The following is a 23100-nucleotide window of genomic DNA, read 5'->3' on the forward strand; positions in this document are numbered from 1 at the left end:
CATTATTATTTTAGTTCTTTAGGAAATTGGATACAAAACACCGTACCCTTCCCAACTTGAGAAGTAAAGTTAATGGTTCCTCCGTAGTTTTCCACAATGTTCTTTACCATTCCCAAGCCCAAACCGGTACCACTCGATTTTGTGGTAAACTTAGGTTCAAAAATTCTACTTTTATTTTCATCCGATATGCCCATTCCGTTATCGGCTATTGAAATTTTCACTTGGTCATCGGCCGAGGCGACCGTTACCAGAATTCGAGGTGATTCCACATCGGGCACGGCCTGTATTGCATTTTTGACCAAATTGGTAATAACCCTAATGAGCTGCGTACGATCCAGCTTTGCCACGATTTCTTCCTCATCGGCGATAAAATGAATATAGTCCTCATTAAAGATTTCCAAGGCCAATCGAACCACCTTCACCACGTTCAGGGTCTCATTCTGCTGTGCCGGCATGTCCGCAAAACTGGAAAAGGCCGTAGCGATATTGCTCATGGTATCTATCTGCTGAATCAAAGTTTTAGAGAATTCCTTCACCTTTTTGTGGATATCTGGATCTTCGGGATCGAATTTGCGTTCAAAACTTTGTACAGAAAGCCTTAAAGGAGTCAATGGGTTCTTTATCTCATGGGCCACTTGTTTGGCCATCTCCCTCCAGGCCTGTTCCCTTTCGCTACGGGCCAGTTTTACGGCGCTCTCTTCCAACTCATCGATCATTCGGTTGTACGAGTCCACCAACTTTCCGATTTCCTCACCGGGGCTCTCCAAATGGATCTTCTCATTTTGATGGGTCAAGTTGGTACGGTTGATCTTATCGGATATGGTCTGAAGCGATCTGGTAATGTATTTGGAAATAAAGTAGGCCAAAATAATGGCAACGATCAACATGAGCACATACACCAATCCCAACCTAAAGAGAAACTCCCGAAGTTCCATATTGTTGAAGGTGTTGTCTTCAAAATAGGGAAGGTGCAATATACCAATTGGCTTGAACTTAAGATCGTAGATATAAGTGTAAGTGGATTGATAGCTATCTCCAGCAGCTCTTTTCTCCTCAACAAAACGTGTTTCCCCACTTTCCCTCAAAAAATTTAAGATCTCTGCATCCAAACAAGTGGCTATGGAGTTGGACTCAAAAGAAGGTCTAGAGCTTTTGATCAGATTGCCTTCCAGGTCGTAAATATTAAAGTTTACGTTCTGAATATTGGCTATATCATAGATTTCCTCGCTAAAAATTAGGTGTAGATTTTCCGTGGATATGGGGTACGTAGTCTCCTTTAAGGTGTAATTGATACTCTTGATCAATTGCTCCTCTTTACGTTCCAGACGCTCGTTGTGATAATCGTTTCCCTGCTCTTTATATTGATATACCGTTACCCCGGCAATGAGCACAGAGGCAACTACTACCAAGGTGATCATGGCAAAGAAAATACGTGACCTTAAGGAGAGTTTTCTTAACAAGCTCGCTTGATTTAACGTTAAATTTAAGCAATTATCGAGCCAAATAAGATGGCAATTACCATGATCAAGTTCAAATCCAACTCATAGGACAAAATCGGTTTACCCAAACCTGGGCTCTATCTTGAGGTTGGATTTGCTATGCATTGGGATTCCGGTCCCTTACCTTTTTGTACCATCGAATGCCCAGCATCAACAAAACCATCAAAACAAACATACCAACAATACCGTATACCCAATTAAAGGCACTTTTCAAGACCACTAAAAATACCACCGCAAACAAGATAATGGTAGCTACCTCATTCCATAACCGCATAAACTTTGAGGTGTATTTTACCTCATCGCGTTGCAATTGTTTAAAAATTTGATGACACTTAAAATGATACCCGAAAAGCAACAGTACAAAGGCAAGTTTTACGTGCATCCAAGGCTGCTGTAACCAGGCGGGCATCAAAATCAATAACCAAATCGCGGTCAAGGTGCATAAAACAGCCGATGGCCATGTGATAATATACCACAAGCGCTTGGTCATCAACTTTAATTGGTCCGTAAGGATTTCCTTATCCGGTGAAGGTTTCTGCCAAGACTCGATATGATAGATAAAGAGTCTTGGAATATAGAAAAGTCCTGCAAACCAGGTCACTACAAAGATTAAGTGCAACGATTTTATATATGGATAAAGCAATGTATTGACTTTTAGATGTTACATACGAATGGCACCAATGCCATTTTCCCAAAGTTTGGTATTAAAATTAGGTATTTCTGAATTCATCAAGGTCTCTGCTCTTTGTTTTAATCCAATCCATTGAGCATCCAGTTCAGCCTTTCTATCTTTTGATGGTTTATTGATTTGGGGCAGTGCGCTATTGCTATGGTTCATCACAAACATATATTCCGCAGTAAACTTATTGGGAAAGTTCTCCACGTCGTCATATGCCTGGGATTTTCTTTGGACCATTTCCCCATCCCATTCCTTTAGTTTATCCAACAACGCTTGACCTTGTTTTTTAAGATCCTCATCTTTTAAATCCTTTAGGATAGATTCCAACTGTCCCTGAACCTCTTTTAACTTGTTCACCTTGTTGTGCATGTCGGTGAGCTTGGTTTCAAAATCCATCATAATCGCATGGTGTTCTTCAAAACGTTCTTGGGTCATATCAGTGTTTGGAGTAGGTACAATGACACCTTGTGTTGCCACCTCTTTATCCCCTGTCTTGATCTTAATAGTATAGTAGCCAGGTGGCACCTTATGGCCTGTAAAATCTGCCTCAATATACACACCGGGTATACCAGGTACTATAGGTGTTTTTAGGTCCCAAACAAAACGGTTCAACCCTTTGTCCATACCCAAAACTGGTTTTGGAGGAGCTCCACCTCCATTGTGCGGAATATAGCTTTCATTTTTTTTGGAACTAAAACTACGTACAGCCCTGCCCTTACTATCCGTAATTTCCATGGTTACTTCTGTGGAATCCATTTGTTCTGGTAGGTTGTAATAAATGACCATACCATTGGCGGGATTTACCCCTTCGAACGGATTGGTACCGGTAACAATTTTGGAATTGCTGTTGAGCTGACTCCCCCAATATCCGTGAATGGCTTCCTCTGGCTTATAAACTTTCAATGCATCCGTTTTTCCCTTATACTGTGCAAGAGTGGTGATGTTGTCCAATATCCAAAAACTCCTTCCTGATGTTGCCACTATCATATCTCCCTGGTGCACCTTTAGGTCAGTGATGGGAGTTTTTGGCAAATTCAATTGTAGGGGTTCCCATTTTTTGCCATCGTTCCACGATACATAAAGTCCTTTCTCCGTTCCAGCGTAGAGCAGTCCTTTTTGGTCTTGGTCTTCACGTACTACCCGGGTAAAAGCCCCATAAGGTATTCCATCATTAATGTTAGTCCAGCTTTTCCCATAATCGGTACTCTTGTAAATTCCAGGAGTATAATCGTTGAATTTATATCTAGTGGTGGCAATGTAAAAAGTGCCTGGATCGTGTGGAGATACTTCAATGGCGTTCACCAAACATTCCTTTAGGCCTTTTGGGGTAATTTCTTCCCAGGATGTTCCTCCATTTTTTGTGATGTATACCAAACCATCATCACTACCGGTAATCAAAACTCCTGCCTCATGTGGTGATTCAATCAGGTAGGCCAAGGTTCCATAATTCTCCGCACCTACAGCCTCGTTGGTATAAGGTCCGCCACCTTTCCCTTGCAATTCATCTTGGTCACGCGTAAGGTCCGGGGATATTTCTTCCCATGTTACGCCATTATCCCTTGTTCGTAGTACCAATTGAGCTCCATGGTAAAAGGTTCCTGGCTCATGTTTGGACCAGATTATGGGTGCATTCCAATTGTACAGGTATTTCATGTCGCGGGCATCGCGTCCCAAATATTGAATGGGTGCAGCCATAACGTTACTGGACATTTTGGATTGCATATCCAACAATTCAATAGTCCCCAAATAACTACCGCCCATAACATATTGCGGATCATCAGGGTCAAAGCCCAAAAATGCGCTTTCTCCTCCAGCGGAATAATGCCAATCTTCCCTTCCTATGCTCCATCGGCCTAAGGATAGGCTCGCAATTTTAACAGAAGTATTGTCCTGTTGGCCTCCGTAAATGTTATAAGGAAAAAGGTTATCGGTATTGATGCGATAAAACTGTGCGGTTGGCATATTGTCCTGTAATGTCCAGGTTTCCCCATAGTCATAGGAAATAGTGGCGCCCCCATCATCGGCCAAAAGAATGTTGTTGGAATTGTCCGGATTGATCCAAAGATCATGCGTATCTCCATGGGGTACGGAAATGGTCTCCCAGGATTTACCCCCATCTTCCGAACGGAACATGGAAGCACTGAGAACGTATACCGTATCCTCATCATTGGGGTCTGCAAACACTTCGATGTAGTACCATGCACGCTGTACCAATCGGTTGTCACCGCTCACCATATGCCAGCTTTCACCGGCATCATTGGAAACGAAGAGACCTCCCTTATCTTGATTGGAATCACTTTCAACAACCGCATAAACCTTATCCGAATTTGCGGCACTTACCGCGATGGCCATTTTACCTTTTTCCTCTGGAAGACCTTTGGTCATCTCTTTCCAAGTATCTCCGCCATCGGTGGATTTATATAGACCGCTTCCCGGTCCACCACTAATTACTTTATTGGGTTTACGCTGATGTTCCCACATGGCCGCGTAAAGCACCAAAGGGTTGTTTGCATCCATGGAAAGTTCAGCAGCTCCGGTTCCTTCATTTACATATAGGATCTTCTCCCATGTTTTTCCGCCATCCATGGAACGGTACACGCCTCTTTCTTGGTTTGGAGCGTACAATGCTCCCTGTGCGGCCACATAAACAATGTCCGGATTTGTTGGATGGACAATGATACGTGAAATATGCTGTGTTTTCTCGAGGCCCAGCTTGATCCATGTTTTTCCTGCATCGTTGGATTTGTACATACCATCACCGTAAGATGTCATTACCCCTCTCGGAGCGTGCTCACCCATACCACAGTATACAATATTTGGACTTGATGGTGAAACAGTTACGGCTCCCACCGAACCCATCTCAAAAAAACCGTCCGAGATATTCTCCCATTGTCCTCCGGCATTGGTGGTTTTCCAAAGCCCTCCTCCAGTGGTTCCCATATAATAGGTAAGTGGGTCGCCCACAACACCGCTTGCCGTCACGGAACGTCCACCCCTATACGGGCCAATGTTCCTAAACTTCATCGGGTTAAAATAATCGTTGGCTGTTTGTGCAAAGGTGAGTGTTACAAAAAATACACTCAACAAAAAAAGAAATCCTTTTTTCATGGTGATGGTTGGTTTGTATAAGAAGTGATATTATCTAAAAAACAAGCCCCTATGCAAAGCATAAGGGCGTTTTAATTTACTCTTCGATGCTCAAATAATCGAGTTTGAGTTGATTGAATTCTTGGTTAAAGTCCGAAATTTCCTTGTCCACCAAGGTGTCAAAAGCTTCCAATTGCTCTATAATTTGGGCCCCGATCTCGTTTTTCACAGCGATATCCTGATCGGTTGGAGGGAAATCATCAATAGATACCAAACTGTTCAAGTGAGCCAACTTATTGGTCAATTTGATGGGGAAGTTCAATGGATCTTGATTACTTCTGTTCTGTGTCTGGTACAATTCCTTTTCAATGGAACCAAACTCCTCTTTCATCTTTTTGGCCTTTTCTACCAAAGCTTTGGTTGCATCTTCATCTTTGTACTTTTTAATGAACTCGTCCAACTTGCCGTTAATGGCCCTGATTTTTTTGATGGATTGGTGAGCTCTATCCACCGTCTCGTTCACCTCGGTGATAAAGTCGTACTGTTTTTGCATATCAGCGATGGTCACCTCTGCTCTTGGGTCGGGAAGTATGGTAAAGTTTTCCGTCTGTGTTTCACCATTTACGTTCAATGTCACCTTATATGTTCCGGGCACGGCTTTAGGCCCGTCCAAATTGGCCCACCATAAGATCATTCCTTCCAATCTTTCGGCTCCTTTGCCACGGGTATCCCAAACGTAGGTGTTACCACCCTTTTTGGCCTCGAGTTTTTTGCCTCTTTCCTTGGAATAGGTGCTATAGGTTTCCAAAGTATCACCGTTCATTTTTGAATAGGTCAATGAAATACTGTCCTTTTCCGAGAAATCCTTAAGGTAAAAGTGAGTGATTACACCATTGGGCAGGTTTTCGCCTTCTGTTTTTGAAGGCCTTCTCGCCGCCCTGCCTTTAGTTCGGTAGCTATCCCTTGGCTTATACAGGATGGCATCGGCAGACTTTTTTGCATCATTTAATTGATGTAAAACGGTAAGGTCATCTATCACCCACAAGCTCCTTCCCTGTGTGGCCACGATCAAATTATCATCCTTAATGGTTAGATCAGTGATCGGAACAATGGGCAGGTTCATTTGAAACTTTTCCCATTTTGCACCATCATTAAATGAAATGTACATACCTGTTTCGGTTCCGGCATACAAAAGTCCTTTTCTTTTCGGATCTTCCCTGACCACACGTGTAAAATGCTCATCCTCTATTCCACTGGTGATCAAAGACCAAGATTCCCCGTAATCGGTGGTTTTATAAATATATGGGGTAAAATCACCCAACTTATAACGTGTTGCTGCAACATAACATGTCCCTTCATCAAAAGCTGAAGGCTCAATACTATTGATCATGTTCCACTCTGGCATGCTTGGAGGGGTTACATTTTCCCATGTCTGTCCTCCGTCCTTGGTTACGTGAATTAAACCATCATCACTACCTACCCAAAGCAAACCTTCTTTTAATGGACTTTCGTTTGCGGCAAAAATGGTACAATAATATTCTACACTGGTGTTATCCTGTGTAATGGGCCCTCCACTGGAGACCAATTTTGTTGGGTCGTTCCTGGTCAGGTCATCGCTCAACAGTTCCCAACTCTGACCCTCATTGGTGGTCATATGAACATGATTGGAGAAAGTGTACAGTTTATTGGGATCGTGCTTACTGAACATAATCGGGAAGTTCCACTGAAAACGGTATTTCATTCCCTCTGCTCCATGTCCCATCGGGTTATCCGGCCAAACGTTGACCGCCCTAGCTGTATTTCTGGCATGGTTCACGCGGGTCAACAATCCACCATAGCTACCGCCATAAACGATATCATCATTCTTTGGGTCAACGGCAATATGGGCGGATTCACCACCCGCTGTTTCTTCCCAGTCATCCTCACCTATGGAACCATCGTCACTTCGGTAATTTATCCTTAGTGTAGAGTTGTCTTGCTGCGCAACATAAATTCTATATGGAAAAGCATTGTCCGTAGTGACTCTATAAAATTGTGCGGTTGGCTGATTGTTCATGGTACTCCAGGTTTCTCCACCATCGTAGCTAACTTGTGCTCCACCATCATCGGCCATGACCATTCTGTTGGAATCTTCTGGAGCTATCCACAGATCATGATGATCGCCGTGAGGGGCGTTATTGGATTCAAAAGTTTTTCCTCCGTCGGTACTCTTGTGGTAACGCACGTTTAAAACATATACTACATTTTCATCATTGGTATCGGCGTATACCCTTGTGTAGTACCAAGCACGCTGCCTTAAACTTCTATCACTATTGATCAGGGACCATGTATTCCCGCCATCTTCCGAACGGTACAGACCGCCCTTTTCCTTGTTCTCCACCATTGCCCAGACCCTATTGCTGTTCTGGGGTGAAACGGCCACACCAATAATACCTAGGGTATCGGTTGCAAAACCATCGTTCTTCGAAATTTCCGTCCAAGTTTCACCACTATCGGTACTCTTCCACAGTGCAGACCCTTCGCCCCCACTGTTAAGACTATACGGTGTACGCTCAATTCTCCAAGTGGAGGCGTATAAAATTCTAGGGTTGTTCGGGTCAAAGGTAAGATCCACTGCCCCGGCCATGTCATTGGCATAAAGGACTTTTTTCCAAGTCTCTCCTCCATCCGTACTTTTATAAACTCCTCTTTCGGTAGTTGGTTTGTACAAGTTGCCCATTACTGCAGCATACACGATATTATGATCCTTCGGGTGAATTCTCATTCGGGAAATATGTCGGCTTTTGTCCAAGCCCAACGATTTCCATGTTTTACCTGCATCCTCGGTCTTCCAAATACCGTATCCCGAAGAAACATTACCTCGAACGGTCTGCTCTCCTCCACCAACATATATTACATTGTGATCGCTCTGGGCCACTTCAACGGCACCTATACTCCCACCGAAAAAACCATCGGAAATATTATCCCATGTTATGCCACCATCCATAGTTTTCCAAACACCACCTCCCGTGGCCCCGAAATAATAAAGATTAGGTTCGCCAGGAACGCCAGCAACGGTGCCGGAGCGACCTCCTCGGAAAGGACCAATCAATCGGTACTCCAAACTGGAATAAAGTTCTTCTGGATATTCTGGTGCGCTTTGTTTTTTATTCCTGCGCTGGGAATGCATGGGGGTAATAAACAATGTTGCGGTAAGCAAGAGCATACCCATCTTGAAAAAGCAAGTCTTCATTTTTAAAGTGTTGAGTTAGTCAGCCTTAAAAGTAGTGAAAATGGCGCAAAAAAAGTTATCCAATATTTTGTACTTTAACCAAGCATATAAAACTCAAAAATCAAACCATGCTCAAATTTCTTAAGCTCGCGATTTTAATTCTCATCCTTGGAGCTTGCAAAGATCAATCAAACAAAAAAGAAGAAACAACAACTTCCGAGCCCGAAGTAAAACAATCCGAATGGACCTATCTTTTTGATGGCACCAGTCTTGAGGGGTGGCGTGGTTACAATATGGATTCCCTCCCACCAGGATGGACCATTAAGGACAGTATACTCACCTTTGATACCGAACTGGGTCTTGAACAGGATTATAGTGGAGGAAAGGACATTATCTATGGGGCCGAAGAGTTCGATAACTTTGAGCTCTATTTGGAATGGAAAATTCCCGAAGGAGCCAATAGTGGTATTTTTTACCATGTAAAGGAAGGGTATGACGGTCCACCCGAAGTAGCTCCGGAATATCAGATCATCGATGATGAAAACTATGCCAACATCCACGATTTGGTCGGCTACAATTCCCAATTCGGGGCCGAACATCCCGAACTGCTACAAGATTGGCAAAAAACCGGGGCGGATTACGCCATGCACACTGCGGATGAATCACAAAAACAACTGAACCCTGCTGGCGAATGGAATTCCTCTAAAATTATTTTCACATCCGAAAAAGTAGAGCATTGGCTCAATGGCAAAAAATTGTTGGAATTTGTGCCTTGGTCCACTGAATGGAATACAAAAAAAGCCTCGGGTAAATGGGACAATGCTCCCGATTACGGAAAATACAAATCAGGTTACATTGCCTTGCAAGATCATGCAAGTCCTATTTGGTTCAGAAACATAAAAATTAAAAAACTATAACCTCCAGACCATGAACAAAAGAGAATTCATCAAGAAAAGTAGTGTTGGGGCACTCGGTATTATGCTCGCTCCTTCGATTTTAAAGGCAGGATTTCCAAAAGACAAGCTTAGAACCGCCCATATCGGGGTCGGTAATATGGGAATGGAGGATTTAAAGGCAGTTTCATCACACGGAGCGGTGGAAGTAGTGGCTCTCTGTGATGTAGATGCCCTGAACCTTTCCGCGGCGCACAAAATGCATCCCGGAGCGCGGATATTCTTTGATTACCGTGCCATGTTGGAGGATATGGGAGATGAAATCGATGCTGTGATCGTTTCAACACCGGACCACACCCACGCACCAGCTTCTTTGATGGCCATGCACATGGATAAGCCGGTATACTGCCAAAAACCACTGACCCACTATGTATCGGAATCCAGGGAGATGAAAAAACTGGCCGCAGAAAAAGGATTGGTTACCCAAATGGGTATTCAGGTACACTCGTTTTACGATTATAAATTGGCCACACTCCTTATACAATCCGGAATTATTGGTAAAGTGCATACCGTTCATGCATGGTCCCCTAAAAACTGGGGTTATGATGGACCACTGCCAGAGGGCGAAGACCCTGTTCCTGACCAATTGGATTGGAACCTTTGGTTGGGCACCTCGAAAAAACGACCATTTAAAAAAGACATGTACCACCCTGGCAATTGGAGAAAGTTAATGGATTATGGTTGTGGTACCTTGGGCGATATGGGAGTCCATATTTTCGATACTCCCTATAATGCCTTGGAATTGGATGTACCCAGAACCATAATGACCGAATGCCGACCATCGAATGGTTTCGGTTTTCCTGAAAACAATACAGTTACCTATGAGTTCCCGGGAACTAAATACACAGGAAAATCCCTAAAATGGATTTGGTACGACGGCCCTGGAGCACCAGAGATGCACGAAGACCTTTTGTTGCCGGGCATGGAAATGAACGCCAAAAAAGCAGACAAGAAAAATGATGGAAATAGTATTTCCTTGGATGCCGGAGTAGCGGCTGAAAACGAATTGCCTGAACAAGGCGCAATGTTCGTTGGTGAAAAAGGACGCTTACTTTTGCCCCACTTTATGCAATTGCCAAAGAAGATTCGAAGAGGAAAATATGTGGATATTTCCAAAGAAATCGCCAAGGTTTCCGAAGAGCATAACCTAGGGGAGCCTATCCGAAATTACGCAACGGAAGGACCTAAGCACTATCACCAATTTGTGGATGCCTGTTTGGGAAAAGATACCACTACCGCTCCATTTGATTATGCGGCCAGATTGACTGAAACCATTCTATTGGGCACCATTGCAGGTCGTTTCCCGGGCGAAACATTACATTGGGATGCAGAAACGGCAAGGTTCCAAGAGGAGAAAGCAAATAAATACCTGTCCGGCAATTACAGGGATTTTTAGCACCTAGATTTTATGTCTTCTGAACAAGAATATTGGTTGAGCGGCCCCATACCTGATGTACCTGCATTATTGCAGCCAGCGGCACATGCGCTGCTACAGTCGGTACGGGAAATCAAAAAATATGTTTCCGACTTTCCAGAAGACAAACTCTGGGAGAAACCATATGGCAGAGCTTCGGCAGGATTCCATCTTAGGCACATTACCGGGGTTCTGGACCGTATGCTCAGCTATGCCGAAAAGAAGGCATTGACAGCGGAACAGTTTAATTTTTTGAAGAATGAAGGCAATGGTGAGAACGCACCCTCTTCTGAAAAACTGATACATGATTTTGAAGAAAAAGTGAATGAGGCCTTGGAGTATTTTAAAAACACCCCCGAATCTATTTTAACCGAAGAACGTTTTGTGGGCCGTAAAAAACTTCCATCAACAGTGATAGGATTACTGTTTCATGCTGCAGAGCATAGCCAAAGGCATGTTGGGCAATTGTTGGTAACAGTAAGTGTTTTAAAAAATCGATAGGAAGAATGGACAAACGGATCCAACGTTGTTTTTTGTTGTTTTACATATTCCCAGTGGTAATGCTTGCACAAAATAGACTTAGGGACCATGGTGTTGAAATTGGGGTATTACATCCAGGCACCTTGAATGCCATCACAGACGTACCCGGGGTAAAAGTCGGTCACTATACATTGAACAAAGGAGCAGATATCCGTACCGGGGTCACTGCAATTATACCACATTCGGGTAACCTTTTTCAAGATAAGGTTCCAGCAGCCATCTATGTGGGCAATGGGTTTGGAAAGCTTGCAGGATATACGCAGGTAAAGGAGTTGGGCAATCTCGAAACCCCGATTATTCTGACCAACACTTTGAGTGTCCCAACAGCAATGAATGCCCTTATCAGTTACACCCTCAATCAGCCTGAAAACGAAAATGTACGTTCCGTAAATGCAGTGGTCGGCGAAACCAATGATGGTTATCTCAATGATATCCGGGGTAGACATATCACTGAAGAGGATGTGCTTAAAGCAATCAAGAATGCTGAAACCGGACCAGTAAAGGAAGGTAGCGTTGGAGCCGGAACAGGAACTATTTGCTTTGGATTCAAGGGTGGTATTGGCACTTCTTCCAGAGTGCTTCCCAAAAAGTCTGGAGGTTATACCGTTGGGGTTTTGGTACAGACCAACTTTGGAGGGGTTTTGCAAATTGCAGGTGTAGAGGTTGGTAAAAAACTGGGACATTATTCCGATAGTTTTAAATATTCTCCAGATGGTTCCTGTATGATGGTAGTGATCACCAATGCCCCATTGGACTCCAGAAATTTGGAGCGTTTGGCCAAAAGGGCGATGTTGGGCCTTTCTAGAACGGGCGGAATTGCCAGTAACGGTAGTGGTGATTATGTAATTGCGGTTTCCACAGCTGAGGAATGTAGAATTCCGTATGAAAGTGAGAAAACCATTCAAAATGTACCTAGTTTACGGAATGAAGCAATGACCCCACTCTTTTTGGCTACTATTGAAGCCACTGAGGAAGCAATTCTTAACTCCCTATTTGCAGGTGAGACCATGATCGGGAGGGATGGTCACAAGATCGAAGCGCTTCCAAAAACAAGAGTGTTGGATATGTTAAGATCTAGCGGAGCCATCAAGCAGTAAGGAATAGCAAATAACAATATCAAAAAACCAACCTCGTTTATATAAACACTAACCATTATTAATGACACGAGAAGAAAGACTGGTTTCTTGCAAACAATGCAACAACCGCCAGCTGGATTTTAACAAAGGACTCCTATGTAAGCTTACAGGAAAAGAAGCAGATTTTGAAGGGGAATGCCCTGATTTTGAACACGATGCTTACAATACGTATATAAGGAAGGTCAAAGAAACCATCCGACCCAATAAAAAAAGGGCACAATGGGCAGAGTATCTCATCTGGATACTTTTAGGTTTAGGTCTCATCTCCTTGTACTCCTCCTATTTGCAATATGATCTATTGTTAAAAATACAAGAGGGATTTTATGTTTCCGACCATGAAATAACCAGTAACGATCTAAGGGAAGGCATCATAGGTGTCGTGATAACAATTTTATATGTGGTATCGGTCATTACTTTTATTAGATGGTTCAGAAGGGCCTATTACAATCTGAGCAGCAGAACCGATATAAGATATGATGAGGGTTGGGCCGCAGGAAGTTGGTTTGTTCCCATTCTGAATTTGTTCCGGCCATATCAAATCATGAAAGAAATTGATGACGAGAGTTCCAATCTTATTGAAAAGCATTCTCAAGAACCCATTTCCGATAGTACCGCTCTGATAGGATTTTGGTGGGCCCTTTGGATTATCTCCGGGGTTGTGGGGCGTTATGTTTTTAGGACAAGTCTTAATGCAGAAAGTTTGGAAGAACTGATGACAAGTACACAGGTGGACATGCTCGGTGTTGCTTTCGATGTGCCTTTGTCATTGATAACGGTATTTATGATCAGGGCCATTTCCAAAAAAGAAGAGCTCTTGCTTAAACTGGAATCAAAATCAAAGGAAGAAGATCTAAACTAGTTTTTGAGAAAATCCGTAACATTTCTGCTCGATTTCACACTAATCTATCGGAAGCAAGCTTCTTTTTTTATAATTTGAACTTCAAATAAACAAAAAACACTACCATGGATATTTTTGGAAAAATCAAAGAAAAACTGAGCAATGAGTTCATCGACATCATTGAATGGCTAGACTATACCGATGACACCATTGCCTATCGGTTCGAACGGTATCAAAATGAAATAAAAAACGGTGCAAAACTTATCGTGCGCGAGGGGCAAACCGCTGTTTTCATCAACGAAGGTCAATTGGCCGATGTATTCGAGCCCGGCACCTATGACCTTACCACACAAAACCTACCGATTTTGGCGACCTTAAAAGGTTGGAAATACGGTTTTAACTCTCCATTCAAGGCCGAGGTGTATTTTGTAAACACCCACCTTTTTACCGATGAGAAATGGGGAACCAAAAGCCCCATCACTTTAAGTGATGACCGATTTGGACTTGTGGAAATACGTGCTTTTGGAACCTATGCCTTCAAGATTTCAGATGCGGGCATGTTCATAAAGGATATCGTTGGCACGGATAGCAACTTCACCAATTTTGAGATCAACGAGCACTTAAAAAGTTTGATCGCCACTCGATTTACCAACACCGTGGGCCAAGCAAATCTGCCCATTGAACTCTATGCAGCCAATACCACCGAGCTATCGGACACTTGCCGTGAAGTCATGTCACCGGAATTTGAAAGTGTTGGGATATCCTTGGAGAAATTCTATATCGAGAACGTTTCAATGCCCGAGGATCTTAAGAAAGAAATCTTCGAGTACAGCCGTATCGACAAACTTGACCTGGATAAATTGACCAAGTTCAAAACGGCGAAAGCCATCGAAGCTGCTGCCCAGAACGAGGGTGGTACTGCTGGGGCCGGAATGGGAATGGGAATGGGATTTGTACTGGCCCAACAAATGGGAGGAATGATGGGCGGAACCGCTCAAGCTGCCCCACAACAAGCAGCTCAACCTGTTGGCGGTGCGGTACCTCCCCCAATGCCTGCCCAGACCATGTATTACTATGCTTCCAACGGGGTACAGCATGGACCTGTGAACTTTGAGCAAATGCAATCGCTATTTGCGTCCAGAGCTATCAATCGTGATAGTTTGGTGTGGAAACAAGGTATGTCCGCATGGACCGCATTGAAAGAAGTAGAGGAATTGAAATCCTTTTTAGGTGGCAATACACCCCCACCCTTACCAACGGAATAAAAATATCCAATGTCAATCTGAACGTAGTGAAGCATCTATTCTTTTCATGATTGTGAGATACTTCACTTCGTTCAGTATGACATATTTGTAGTCCAATATCAGTCAATCCCATTTTACGGGAATCCTAAACCAGCATGGATTTCCATCCTCACGGAAATGAACGCATGGAAGATCAAAAAATCCAAAAAACCGAACTCAAAAAAGCCTGCACCAATTGTGGGGCCGAATTAAAATATAAACCTGGCACCACGAACATCACATGTGAATATTGTGGTCATGAAGAGGCTATTTCAATAGATGAGAATGGATTTCAGGAACTAGAGCTTTATCCATACCTCAAAGAAATGGGCGCCCAAAAGCACAGTGAAGAAATTTCCATGCTCAACTGTAAAAATTGTGGCGCGGACCAACATGTGGAGGAAAACTATAAATCCCTTCATTGCGTGTATTGTGGTCAACCTTTGGTTATCGAGGATGCCTACAAAGAAAATTGGATCTTGCCCGGAGCGGTCTTACCGTTTCAGATCGATCAAAAAAAATCCTTTCTCATATTTAAAAATTGGGTGAAACGGTTGTGGTTTGCTCCGAACAACTTAAAAAAGGCAGCTTTGGACCCTCAATTTACCAAAGGACTTTATCTGCCCTATTGGACATTTGATGCACAACTATACGCCTCCTACATTGGTCAACGGGGTGAATATTATTACGAGACCAAAAGGGTCAGGGATTCCAATGGTAAAATGGTGACCCAAAGGGTCAGGAAGACGAGATGGTATCCAGCAGCTGGACAGGTTTCAGGATTTGTGGACGATACATTGATTAAAGCTTCACACCAAAAAAAAGGCCGGATTCCAGGTAAAATTGCCTCCTGGGACTTAAAAAAACTCCAACCTTTCAACAGTGGATTCCTATCGGGTTTTGTTACGGAAAAATATACCATCCCATTACAAGATGGACACCTGCATTCCAAGGAAGTGGCCCGTGAAATAGCTGATACTTGGTGCCGACGCGATATTGGTGGGGATACCCAACGTGTAACCAGCATGGACATGAAATTGACCGAGGAGACCTTCAAGCATATCCTATTGCCCGTGTATGTGAGTGCATACCGTTATAACGGAAAGGAATACAACTTTTTCATTAATGGGGACAATGGCCGCATCTCCGGAAGTCGCCCATATAGTTTTTGGAAAATCTTCTTTACCGTACTAGCTGTACTTGTGGTTATTGGTATCATTGTACTCTTTGCCAATAAATGATGCCTTAATCCAAAAACACCAAACAAACAGGATTTGGATGCTTGGTCTCGTTCAAGAATGTCAAAGTTCCATTTTCCATATCCCTTTTAAAAACAGCAATATTGCTTGTTTTCTTATTCGCGACCAACAAAAATTCGCCTGATGGGTCCATGGAAAAGTTTCTGGGCCAATCCCCGTGAACCGATTCCCTGCCCACCAATTTCAATTGACCTGAAGTGGCATCCACAGCAAAAATCACTATGGTATTTTCACCTCGATTGGAACCGTACAAAAATTTGCTGTCTGGGGATAGATGAAGGTCGGCGCAAAAGCTTTCCCCTTCAAAATCAGCAGCCAAGGTCGGAACCACCTGAACTTCTTGATAGTTTCCATCAGCATCTTTTTCAAAGACCGAAATGGTGCTGTTCAATTCATTGATGACGTAGAGCAATTGACCGTTCTTACCAAAGGCAAAGTGACGAGGACCGGCACCATCTTCGAACGGCAAGGAATATTGTCCTGCAGGGACGAACGCTCCATCCTTTTGATCGTATCTTTTTACTGCATCCAATCCCAAATCGGTTACCATTAATCCATCCGTATTGAACTGGGCCATATGGGCATGCGATGTTTTCACGGAGTCCAAGGGTTTATGATCGATGATTTGTGGGTTTTCAGCAAGAGAACCATCATCTTTCAAGGAAAATATAGAAACATTACCTCCGGTGTAGTTGGCAACGGCCAAATGCCCTTCTCCTGAAAGGGAAACGTGACACGGGTGCGCTCCTTGGGTTCCCATACTGTTCTGTAGCTCCAAAACCCCTTCTTTCAATTTAAAGGCGGTGACTCCTCCTCCCAAACTATCAAAATCATCTGTTTCCTGAACGGCATAAAGGTTTTTTTTATCCTCCGAAATGGCCAAATAAGATGGATTGGCCAACTTTGCCGCCAATTTTTGATTAGAGAGGGTACCGGTATTCGTATCAAAAGTGTAGGTATAGATACCTTCACTTTCACCATCGGTATAGGTTCCAACAAACAGGTTGTACATAGGCTTTTCTTCAGGTTTTTCAGAACAGGAAAACACCAAAACAGCTGTAATGCCCGCTAAAACAAATTTTTTCATGGATGTTTAGTTAAACCACCCAAATTAAACATTCTAAATCAAAGAAGCAGTATTTAGGACAGTTCAGCCTTGATTTCTCGTTGAAGAAAAATTCCGGTAACAATGGTCGAAAGTACATCAGCAATACAAAAGGAGAGCCAGACCCCCATTTCCCCCATAAAATGGGGAAGTATTAAAATCAAAGGGATAAAAAAGAATCCTTGCCGGGTCAATGTCAGCAATAAAGCAGGAATTGCCTTTCCGATGGCCTGAAAATAGGCTGCACCTATCAACTGTATGGCAATTATCGGAGTTGCTGCAAACACCAATCGCATGGCCATTGGGGTATGTTGCAGGACAAAGTTGTTGGTCTCCAACTCCTCTGGGGAGAGACCTGGACGATTGCTCAAGAACAAAGACGCGATTTCTGATGGAAAAACCATGAGCACCACAAAAACGAGCGTCGCAACTAAGGATGCATATTTAATGGCCGTGTAGATGGATTGCTTTACCCTATCGAACTTTATAGCCCCATAATTGTATCCTGCTATCGGTAAAAATCCTTGCGTAACCCCGAACACAGGGAATAGGGCGAACATCAACATTCTCCCAATAATGGCATACACCGCTACCATGGCCTCACCTCCCAAATTGAACAATATATTGTTCATCAATAAATACGTGATGCTTGTTACCGCCTGACGCGCCAAGGTCACAAACCCCAATGAACCGATTTCACGAAGTATGGTACGGTCCAATCCGAAGTGGGAAACATCAATCTTTAATTCAGAGTTTTTCGACAGGAAGAAATACAATACATAAAAGAAGCACAACAAATATCCTACCGTGGTGGCCCATGCCGCCCCATGCATACCCCAATCGAACACATAAATGAAAATATAATCCATGAGCAGGTTTCCAATCGATGGAATGATCATGGCTATCATGGCAAAGCGGGGTTTCCCTTCAGCACGAATTACCGTGTTACCCATCATACAGAGCGCCAAGAAGGGAACCCCGTACAAAATGATGGTATAATAAATTTTGGCCGGATCAAAAATGGTTCCTTTTCCCCCAAATGCCGGAATAAGTGTATCCACATAATATAGGCCCAGGGCAACCATGGTTACGGTGACTAATAGGGTAAGAGTGATTTGGTTACCAAAGGTCTTACGGGCCTTTTCGCGATTATTGGCACCAAGGGCACGTGAAATAATACTGGAACCACCAATACCAATGGCCATTCCCAAGGCTGCAATGAAGAAAGAAACCGGCAATACCACATTAATGGCGGCTATTGCGATGGAACCGATCCAGTTACCCACAAAGATGGAATCCACCAGAACGTTCAAGGACATCACCAAAATACCGATGGATGCGGGTACGGCCTGTTTGATCAGCAATTTTCCAATGGGTTCCTGCCCAAGTTCATCAGAGGTGATTTTGGCCATGCCAGCGGGTATTCTTTGGATTTAAATTAAAGTGAACGGTAATTCTGACTCAAAGCTACGACGCATTCACCAAATTACCTTTGTTCTCTTTTAGTTTTTCGGCGATATTGTCCCATAGCTCGATTCGATATTGCAGTGCCTGTTTGCTGTACTCCAAAACATCGTTCCACTTTTGCTCATCAGCACCGCAAAGTGCCTTGATCATGCGCAAGGCCAATGGTCCGTGTTCGTCACCGTCCAATTCAATGTGCCTTCTTAGGTAGTATTCCAGTTTTTTGTATTTGCCCGGTCCTTCTTTTCCTGATTGTTCTATAATTCCCAAGAACATATCCGGAATCAAATCTTCGCGGCCAAAGGTAAATGCCGCAGCAATGATGTGTGGCTGTTGACTATTGATGACCTTGAAAGTAAATTGGAGGAAGTTCTTTTCAGCTTGATCGAGTTCAGCCACCTCAATTTGACTTGAAATGGATTCTAGATCGGTAAAAGATGTGATAGTAGCTTGTACTTTTTGGGAATCTGCTCTTACTTCTCCCATCGCATCCAAATACATTTCAAAATGGCTTTTTGCCTCTCCATTTTCATTGAAATCGCTCTCTTCTTCCAACACGATCTCGTTGATAAAACGCGCCACCGACGTGTCTGCTGCAGGATGCCAAGGTAGCCCAACACAGGTTAAATGTTGCTGTAGGGCCTTCAAAAGCGACATAAAATCCCAAACGGCATACACATGGCTCTCCATAAAGGTTTTAATGTCATCAACCGACTCCAATTGGGCATACATCGGATGGTTCTTGAGTTGTTCGCGCATGGGTTGAAGCTCTTGCTCCAAGTTTTCAATTTTCATAGCAATTTTTATTCTCTTCTTTTTACGGAATTTATCGGATGTTGGTTTCAGGCAAAGCGTCTTTTTCTTCCCATTCCTTGATCCACTTGGCCATAAGTTCGGCCCAATCGTCCCGATCGTTCAAACAAGGGATATGGATGTAATCCCCTCCTCCGGCTTCTTGGAATTGCTCCTTGCCTTCCATGGCAATCTCTTCCAGGGTCTCCAAACAATCACTCACAAATGCTGGGGTAATCACGGCCAATTTTTTGATGCCTTCCTTTCCCATTCGTTCAAACTCCTTGTCGGTGAATGGTTGTAGCCATGGGTCGCTGCCCAATCTGGATTGAAAAGAGGTACTTACCTTGTCTTCTGGCAACCCAAGCTCCTTTTTCACCAATTCGGTAGTATCATAACATTGGTGACGATAACATGTTTGGTGCGCAACGGAATTGGTCTTGCAACATTCCCCGTTCAATTGACAATGGAACTTGGTCGGGTCCGATTTTCTGATATGCCTTTCCGGTATTCCGTGATAGGAAAATAGGATATGGTCGTAGTCAAAGCCCTTTAGGCCTTCGGCAATACTTTTTGATAATATTTTGATGTAATCCGGATTACTGTAAAACGCAGGCAATGTTGTCACATGCATTTCTGGAAAATCTTGCTGCTGCACCTTCAACGCCTTGACCACTACGGTCTCATAGGAAGACATGGCATAATGCGGATATAAGGGGACCAAGAACACCTCATCAACTCCTTTATGCTTCAGTTCTTGAAAACCTTCCTTTATGGACATGGAACCATATCTCATACCTAGAGCTACGGGCAGGTCCGTGTGTTTTTGCACTTTTTCCGTAAAACGTTCGGATAACACGATCAATGGTGAGCCTTCCTCCCACCAAATTTTAGAATACGCCTCGGCCGATTTCTTGGGACGTGTATTTAAAATGATGCCACGTACAATGATGTTCCTTAAAACAGGGTTTACATCGATAACTCGTTCATCCATCAAAAATTCGTCCAAATAAGGCTTGACATCCTTTGCTGTAGGGCTGTCCGGTGAGCCCAAATTGACCAATAAAACTCCTTTTTTCACGGTTTTTCAGTTTAGGCCGCTAAAATACAACACGAAGTGGACTTCGCCTTTTCCTCATTAAAATACTTTCTTATGATGAAATAATCTTTCTCGATTTTGTTCAACCATTCTGTGCTCTTTGGGGTTTTCTATCTTATTTTTGTTGATATGGAGTCCTTTTACGACAATGTTTCCAAAGAATCCTTGATTTATTTGGGTATCGCCCTTCTTGTTCTGATCATCCTTTATTGGGGAACTTCCCTTATTTTAAAGCGATTGGGAAAAAACCCAAAATACCTGCTACCGAAAAGTGCGTTCAAAAAATTGGCATTTCCATTGGTCTTGATCTTTGTATCAGTGCTTTTGCGAATGAACGCCCTACGGGACCTCTTAAATCTTGAAGAAGCCGGATACTGGTTTAAAAAGGCAAGTACCATCCTTTTTATCTTTGCTATGGCCTGGGTAATGATTGCCCTGATCAAAATTGTGAAGAAGGTCGTCATAAAAAATTATGACATCGGTGTAGAGGATAATCTTAAAGCGAGAAAGGTCTATACCCAATTCACCATACTGGAACGTATCTTTATCTTTATCATCATTTTGCTCGGAGTAGGTTTCACGCTGATGAGCTTTGAGGAAATCCGGGAAGTGGGCATCAGTATATTTGCCTCGGCAGGTGTTGCGGGAATAATCATAGGGTTTTCTGCCCAACAATTTATTGGAACTATTTTAGCGGGCATTCAAATTGCCATTGCCCAGCCGATCAAACTGGATGATGTGGTAATCGTTGAAGGTGAATGGGGCCGCATCGAGGAGATTACCCTGACCTACGTTGTGGTAAGTATCTGGGACAAAAGACGCTTGATTGTTCCCACTCCCTATTTCATCAACCAACCTTTTCAGAATTGGACCAAGACCTCATCGGACTTGATGGGCACCATATTTTTGTATGTAGATTACAATGTGCCTTTTGATAAGATTCGGGAAGAACAAACACGTATATTGAACGACACCGATCTCTGGGACGGCAAGGTTGATGTGGTTCAAGTAACGGACACAAAACCCAATTATGTAGAAATAAGAAGCTTGGTCAGCGCCAAAGATTCCCCTACCGCTTGGGACCTAAGAGTGCTTGTACGCGAAAAACTGATTGTATTTTTACAACAAAATTATCCCGAAAGTATCGCAAGAACTACAAGATTGACGGTTGAACACAAAGACAACCAACAAAACAACGCTTAAATTCAACATTGATTTTTGCAATTTGACAGATTATTCCCTGCTCTTTTAATTTGATGCATATCTTTAGTACAACTAAACGATGCACATGAAAAACCTTTTCCCAATCTTGTTGGGTATCCTTTTGTTTGGTTTTGGATGCTCCTCTGAAGAGCCCCAACAACCCGACCCTAATCCTTCCGGGGAAGAAGAACCTACAAATGAAAACCCACAGGAACAAGAGCCAGAAATGGTCACCTATTTTACCTTTGAACCTTTTCTGCCCACATCTGAAACAGATGATTGGATTATTATCCATGATAGTGATGGAAATTTGTTGGATTACATGCCATATGAGTACGATGACGTATTGGAGTTTCAAATACTTGAAGGAAATGACATGCCCAATGATTTGACCATTACCCTATTTAGATATGAGGGTATTCTTGAAGGTCATATTCAACATTTCATCAAATCATATCCCGAAATCCCAGCCGGATCAATTTGGAAACAAACATCCGACCCACAGAATATAAATGGCCATACCAGAGCAGATGCCACAGGTAGTTTCAACATTACGACCACTAATTTGGTCTCTCCAAAATATCAGACTATTTCGGATAAAAATGGACCGATTATGACACGCTCAGGTCCAGATATGGAAGGTTATATTACGGATGAAACTTTTAACAACGTTCCCATCTATACTGAAAACGAATTTTTCTATTCCATTTATGACTCCGAAGACGAATTAAAATATCATGTAATTGAAGAGGCTTATGATGGTGATGACATTGTAGTTGATTACTCAGAATTTAAACCCTATGATAGTATTTTGGAAGTGGAAATTCCAGATCACCCTTCTTATTTTGTTTTATGCATAATTAGCGCATTCGAGAGTGATCAGCCTATAAATTTTACTGGCGGCAAATCTCTTTCCTTTATCATTTCAGAAATTGCCGCCCCCAACCCACTTAAAATAGGATTTCTTGATACATACAATAAATATCATTGTATATTCAACTTCAATAACGAGGAATACGCTTACAACTATATAAAATATGGTGATAAACCCAATGCCATTACCATTCCCGACACCCCGACCATCACCGTTGAAGATTCATCTATTTCCAATTATCGATTTGAGACCAATTTGGATTATCGGATGAAAGATGTCTTTTGGGAAGTTTCTGAAGGTGAAAATTTTGTTGATTTAATAAAAACAACCTGGAATGTTTATTCCTCGCCAGAATTTGTTGGACCCATTGGTGAAATACCCGATGAAATCCAAGAAACTTATCCTGATTTAAGAATTAATGATTTGATGCTTAAATCTACAATGTTACATTTGGATTTTATTTCATATCCGGAGCTGATTCAAGAAGAGTTTGTCAATCCAGATTTAAAAACTTATTACAGATCTCGTGAAACATTACAGTTTAAACACTAAATATATAATAACATATTGTTTGCTATTGGTGCTAAGTATTCCAACAAACATTTATGCCCAACAAATCACGTGTTCTCCAGAAGACAAAACACTTTTTGAGGTTAAAATAGCC

Annotated in this window: 17 protein-coding genes; 9 read left to right on the forward strand and 8 right to left on the reverse strand. The window is 42.7% G+C overall.

Annotated elements, in window-relative coordinates:
- Positions 1-5 precede the first annotated feature (5 nt).
- From PY091_RS05925 to PY091_RS05940, 4 genes are all read right to left on the reverse strand, one after another.
- Complete coding sequence (locus PY091_RS05925) at positions 6-1418, reverse strand: sensor histidine kinase (protein ID WP_275649431.1); 1413 nt, start codon at positions 1416-1418, stop codon at positions 6-8.
- Between the two features lie 178 nt (positions 1419-1596).
- Complete coding sequence (locus tag PY091_RS05930) at positions 1597-2142, reverse strand: CopD family protein (RefSeq protein ID WP_275648792.1); 546 nt, start codon at positions 2140-2142, stop codon at positions 1597-1599.
- Positions 2143-2160: 18 nt separating this feature from the next.
- Positions 2161-5286 carry a VPS10 domain-containing protein gene (locus PY091_RS05935; protein ID WP_275648793.1) on the reverse strand — a complete coding sequence of 1042 codons (3126 nt, stop codon included), beginning with the start codon at positions 5284-5286 and terminating at the stop codon, positions 2161-2163.
- A 76-nt stretch (positions 5287-5362) separates the two neighbouring features.
- Positions 5363-8497: a VPS10 domain-containing protein gene (locus PY091_RS05940; protein WP_275648794.1), complete on the reverse strand. Its 3135-nt coding sequence runs from the start codon at positions 8495-8497 to the stop codon at positions 5363-5365.
- A gap of 107 nt (positions 8498-8604) precedes the next feature.
- Between PY091_RS05940 and PY091_RS05945 the strand changes: the two genes are divergently transcribed.
- The 7 genes from PY091_RS05945 (at position 8605) to PY091_RS05975 (ending at position 15881) form a co-directional block, all read left to right on the forward strand.
- Positions 8605-9393, forward strand: coding sequence for a 3-keto-disaccharide hydrolase (locus PY091_RS05945; RefSeq protein WP_275648795.1), 789 nt, complete (start codon positions 8605-8607; stop codon positions 9391-9393).
- Positions 9394-9403: 10 nt separating this feature from the next.
- Positions 9404-10825, forward strand: a complete 1422-nt coding sequence (locus tag PY091_RS05950) for a Gfo/Idh/MocA family protein (RefSeq protein ID WP_275648796.1) — start codon at positions 9404-9406, stop codon at positions 10823-10825.
- Between the two features lie 12 nt (positions 10826-10837).
- The gene (locus PY091_RS05955) at positions 10838-11344 is read left to right on the forward strand and encodes a DinB family protein (RefSeq protein WP_275648797.1); all 507 of its coding nucleotides are present in this window, start codon (positions 10838-10840) and stop codon (positions 11342-11344) included.
- A gap of 5 nt (positions 11345-11349) precedes the next feature.
- Positions 11350-12480, forward strand: a complete 1131-nt coding sequence (locus tag PY091_RS05960; protein ID WP_275648798.1) for a DmpA family aminopeptidase — start codon at positions 11350-11352, stop codon at positions 12478-12480.
- 61 nt (positions 12481-12541) lie between these two features.
- The gene (locus PY091_RS05965; RefSeq protein WP_275648799.1) at positions 12542-13378 is read left to right on the forward strand and encodes a DUF4328 domain-containing protein; all 837 of its coding nucleotides are present in this window, start codon (positions 12542-12544) and stop codon (positions 13376-13378) included.
- Between the two features lie 104 nt (positions 13379-13482).
- Positions 13483-14622 carry an SPFH domain-containing protein gene (locus PY091_RS05970; protein WP_275648800.1) on the forward strand — a complete coding sequence of 380 codons (1140 nt, stop codon included), beginning with the start codon at positions 13483-13485 and terminating at the stop codon, positions 14620-14622.
- 164 nt (positions 14623-14786) lie between these two features.
- Positions 14787-15881: a TFIIB-type zinc ribbon-containing protein gene (locus PY091_RS05975; RefSeq protein ID WP_275649432.1), complete on the forward strand. Its 1095-nt coding sequence runs from the start codon at positions 14787-14789 to the stop codon at positions 15879-15881.
- 4 nt (positions 15882-15885) lie between these two features.
- Here PY091_RS05975 and PY091_RS05980 read toward each other — a convergent pair whose 3' ends face one another.
- Genes PY091_RS05980 through hemH form a run of 4 tightly spaced genes read right to left on the reverse strand, consistent with a single transcriptional unit; the run spans position 15886 to position 20341 of the window.
- The gene (locus PY091_RS05980; protein ID WP_275648801.1) at positions 15886-16986 is read right to left on the reverse strand and encodes a lactonase family protein; all 1101 of its coding nucleotides are present in this window, start codon (positions 16984-16986) and stop codon (positions 15886-15888) included.
- Between the two features lie 53 nt (positions 16987-17039).
- Positions 17040-18416: an MATE family efflux transporter gene (locus tag PY091_RS05985; protein ID WP_275648802.1), complete on the reverse strand. Its 1377-nt coding sequence runs from the start codon at positions 18414-18416 to the stop codon at positions 17040-17042.
- A 55-nt stretch (positions 18417-18471) separates the two neighbouring features.
- Positions 18472-19263, reverse strand: a complete 792-nt coding sequence (locus PY091_RS05990; RefSeq protein WP_275648803.1) for a DUF3050 domain-containing protein — start codon at positions 19261-19263, stop codon at positions 18472-18474.
- A gap of 31 nt (positions 19264-19294) precedes the next feature.
- On the reverse strand, positions 19295-20341 hold the full coding sequence (hemH, locus tag PY091_RS05995) for a ferrochelatase (protein ID WP_275648804.1): 1047 nt from the start codon (positions 20339-20341) through the stop codon (positions 19295-19297).
- A gap of 147 nt (positions 20342-20488) precedes the next feature.
- Here hemH and PY091_RS06000 point away from each other — a divergent pair, with 147 nt between their 5' ends.
- The gene (locus tag PY091_RS06000) at positions 20489-21562 is read left to right on the forward strand and encodes a mechanosensitive ion channel family protein (RefSeq protein ID WP_275648805.1); all 1074 of its coding nucleotides are present in this window, start codon (positions 20489-20491) and stop codon (positions 21560-21562) included.
- An 85-nt stretch (positions 21563-21647) separates the two neighbouring features.
- The gene (locus PY091_RS06005; RefSeq protein ID WP_275648806.1) at positions 21648-22988 is read left to right on the forward strand and encodes a hypothetical protein; all 1341 of its coding nucleotides are present in this window, start codon (positions 21648-21650) and stop codon (positions 22986-22988) included.
- The last annotated feature ends 112 nt before the right edge of the window (positions 22989-23100 follow it).

Source organism: Flagellimonas okinawensis (assembly GCF_029194005.1).
Classification (GTDB): domain Bacteria; phylum Bacteroidota; class Bacteroidia; order Flavobacteriales; family Flavobacteriaceae; genus Flagellimonas; species Flagellimonas okinawensis.

What these genes read in the sequence shown, in the direction of transcription:
- PY091_RS05970 (WP_275648800.1), top strand. Translation starts at nt 13,483, where the DNA reads ATGGATATTTTTGGAAAAATCAAAGAAAAACTGAGCAATGAGTTCATC.
- PY091_RS05955 (WP_275648797.1), top strand. Translation starts at nt 10,838, where the DNA reads ATGTCTTCTGAACAAGAATATTGGTTGAGCGGCCCCATACCTGATGTA.
- PY091_RS06000 (WP_275648805.1), top strand. Translation starts at nt 20,489, where the DNA reads ATGGAGTCCTTTTACGACAATGTTTCCAAAGAATCCTTGATTTATTTG.
- PY091_RS05945 (WP_275648795.1), top strand. Translation starts at nt 8,605, where the DNA reads ATGCTCAAATTTCTTAAGCTCGCGATTTTAATTCTCATCCTTGGAGCT.
- PY091_RS05940 (WP_275648794.1), bottom strand. Translation starts at nt 8,497, where the DNA reads ATGAAGACTTGCTTTTTCAAGATGGGTATGCTCTTGCTTACCGCAACA.
- PY091_RS06005 (WP_275648806.1), top strand. Translation starts at nt 21,648, where the DNA reads ATGAAAAACCTTTTCCCAATCTTGTTGGGTATCCTTTTGTTTGGTTTT.
- PY091_RS05975 (WP_275649432.1), top strand. Translation starts at nt 14,787, where the DNA reads ATGGAAGATCAAAAAATCCAAAAAACCGAACTCAAAAAAGCCTGCACC.
- PY091_RS05980 (WP_275648801.1), bottom strand. Translation starts at nt 16,986, where the DNA reads ATGAAAAAATTTGTTTTAGCGGGCATTACAGCTGTTTTGGTGTTTTCC.
- PY091_RS05985 (WP_275648802.1), bottom strand. Translation starts at nt 18,416, where the DNA reads ATGGCCAAAATCACCTCTGATGAACTTGGGCAGGAACCCATTGGAAAA.
- PY091_RS05925 (WP_275649431.1), bottom strand. Translation starts at nt 1,418, where the DNA reads ATGATCACCTTGGTAGTAGTTGCCTCTGTGCTCATTGCCGGGGTAACG.
- PY091_RS05965 (WP_275648799.1), top strand. Translation starts at nt 12,542, where the DNA reads ATGACACGAGAAGAAAGACTGGTTTCTTGCAAACAATGCAACAACCGC.
- PY091_RS05935 (WP_275648793.1), bottom strand. Translation starts at nt 5,286, where the DNA reads ATGAAAAAAGGATTTCTTTTTTTGTTGAGTGTATTTTTTGTAACACTC.
- PY091_RS05960 (WP_275648798.1), top strand. Translation starts at nt 11,350, where the DNA reads ATGGACAAACGGATCCAACGTTGTTTTTTGTTGTTTTACATATTCCCA.
- PY091_RS05950 (WP_275648796.1), top strand. Translation starts at nt 9,404, where the DNA reads ATGAACAAAAGAGAATTCATCAAGAAAAGTAGTGTTGGGGCACTCGGT.
- PY091_RS05990 (WP_275648803.1), bottom strand. Translation starts at nt 19,263, where the DNA reads ATGAAAATTGAAAACTTGGAGCAAGAGCTTCAACCCATGCGCGAACAA.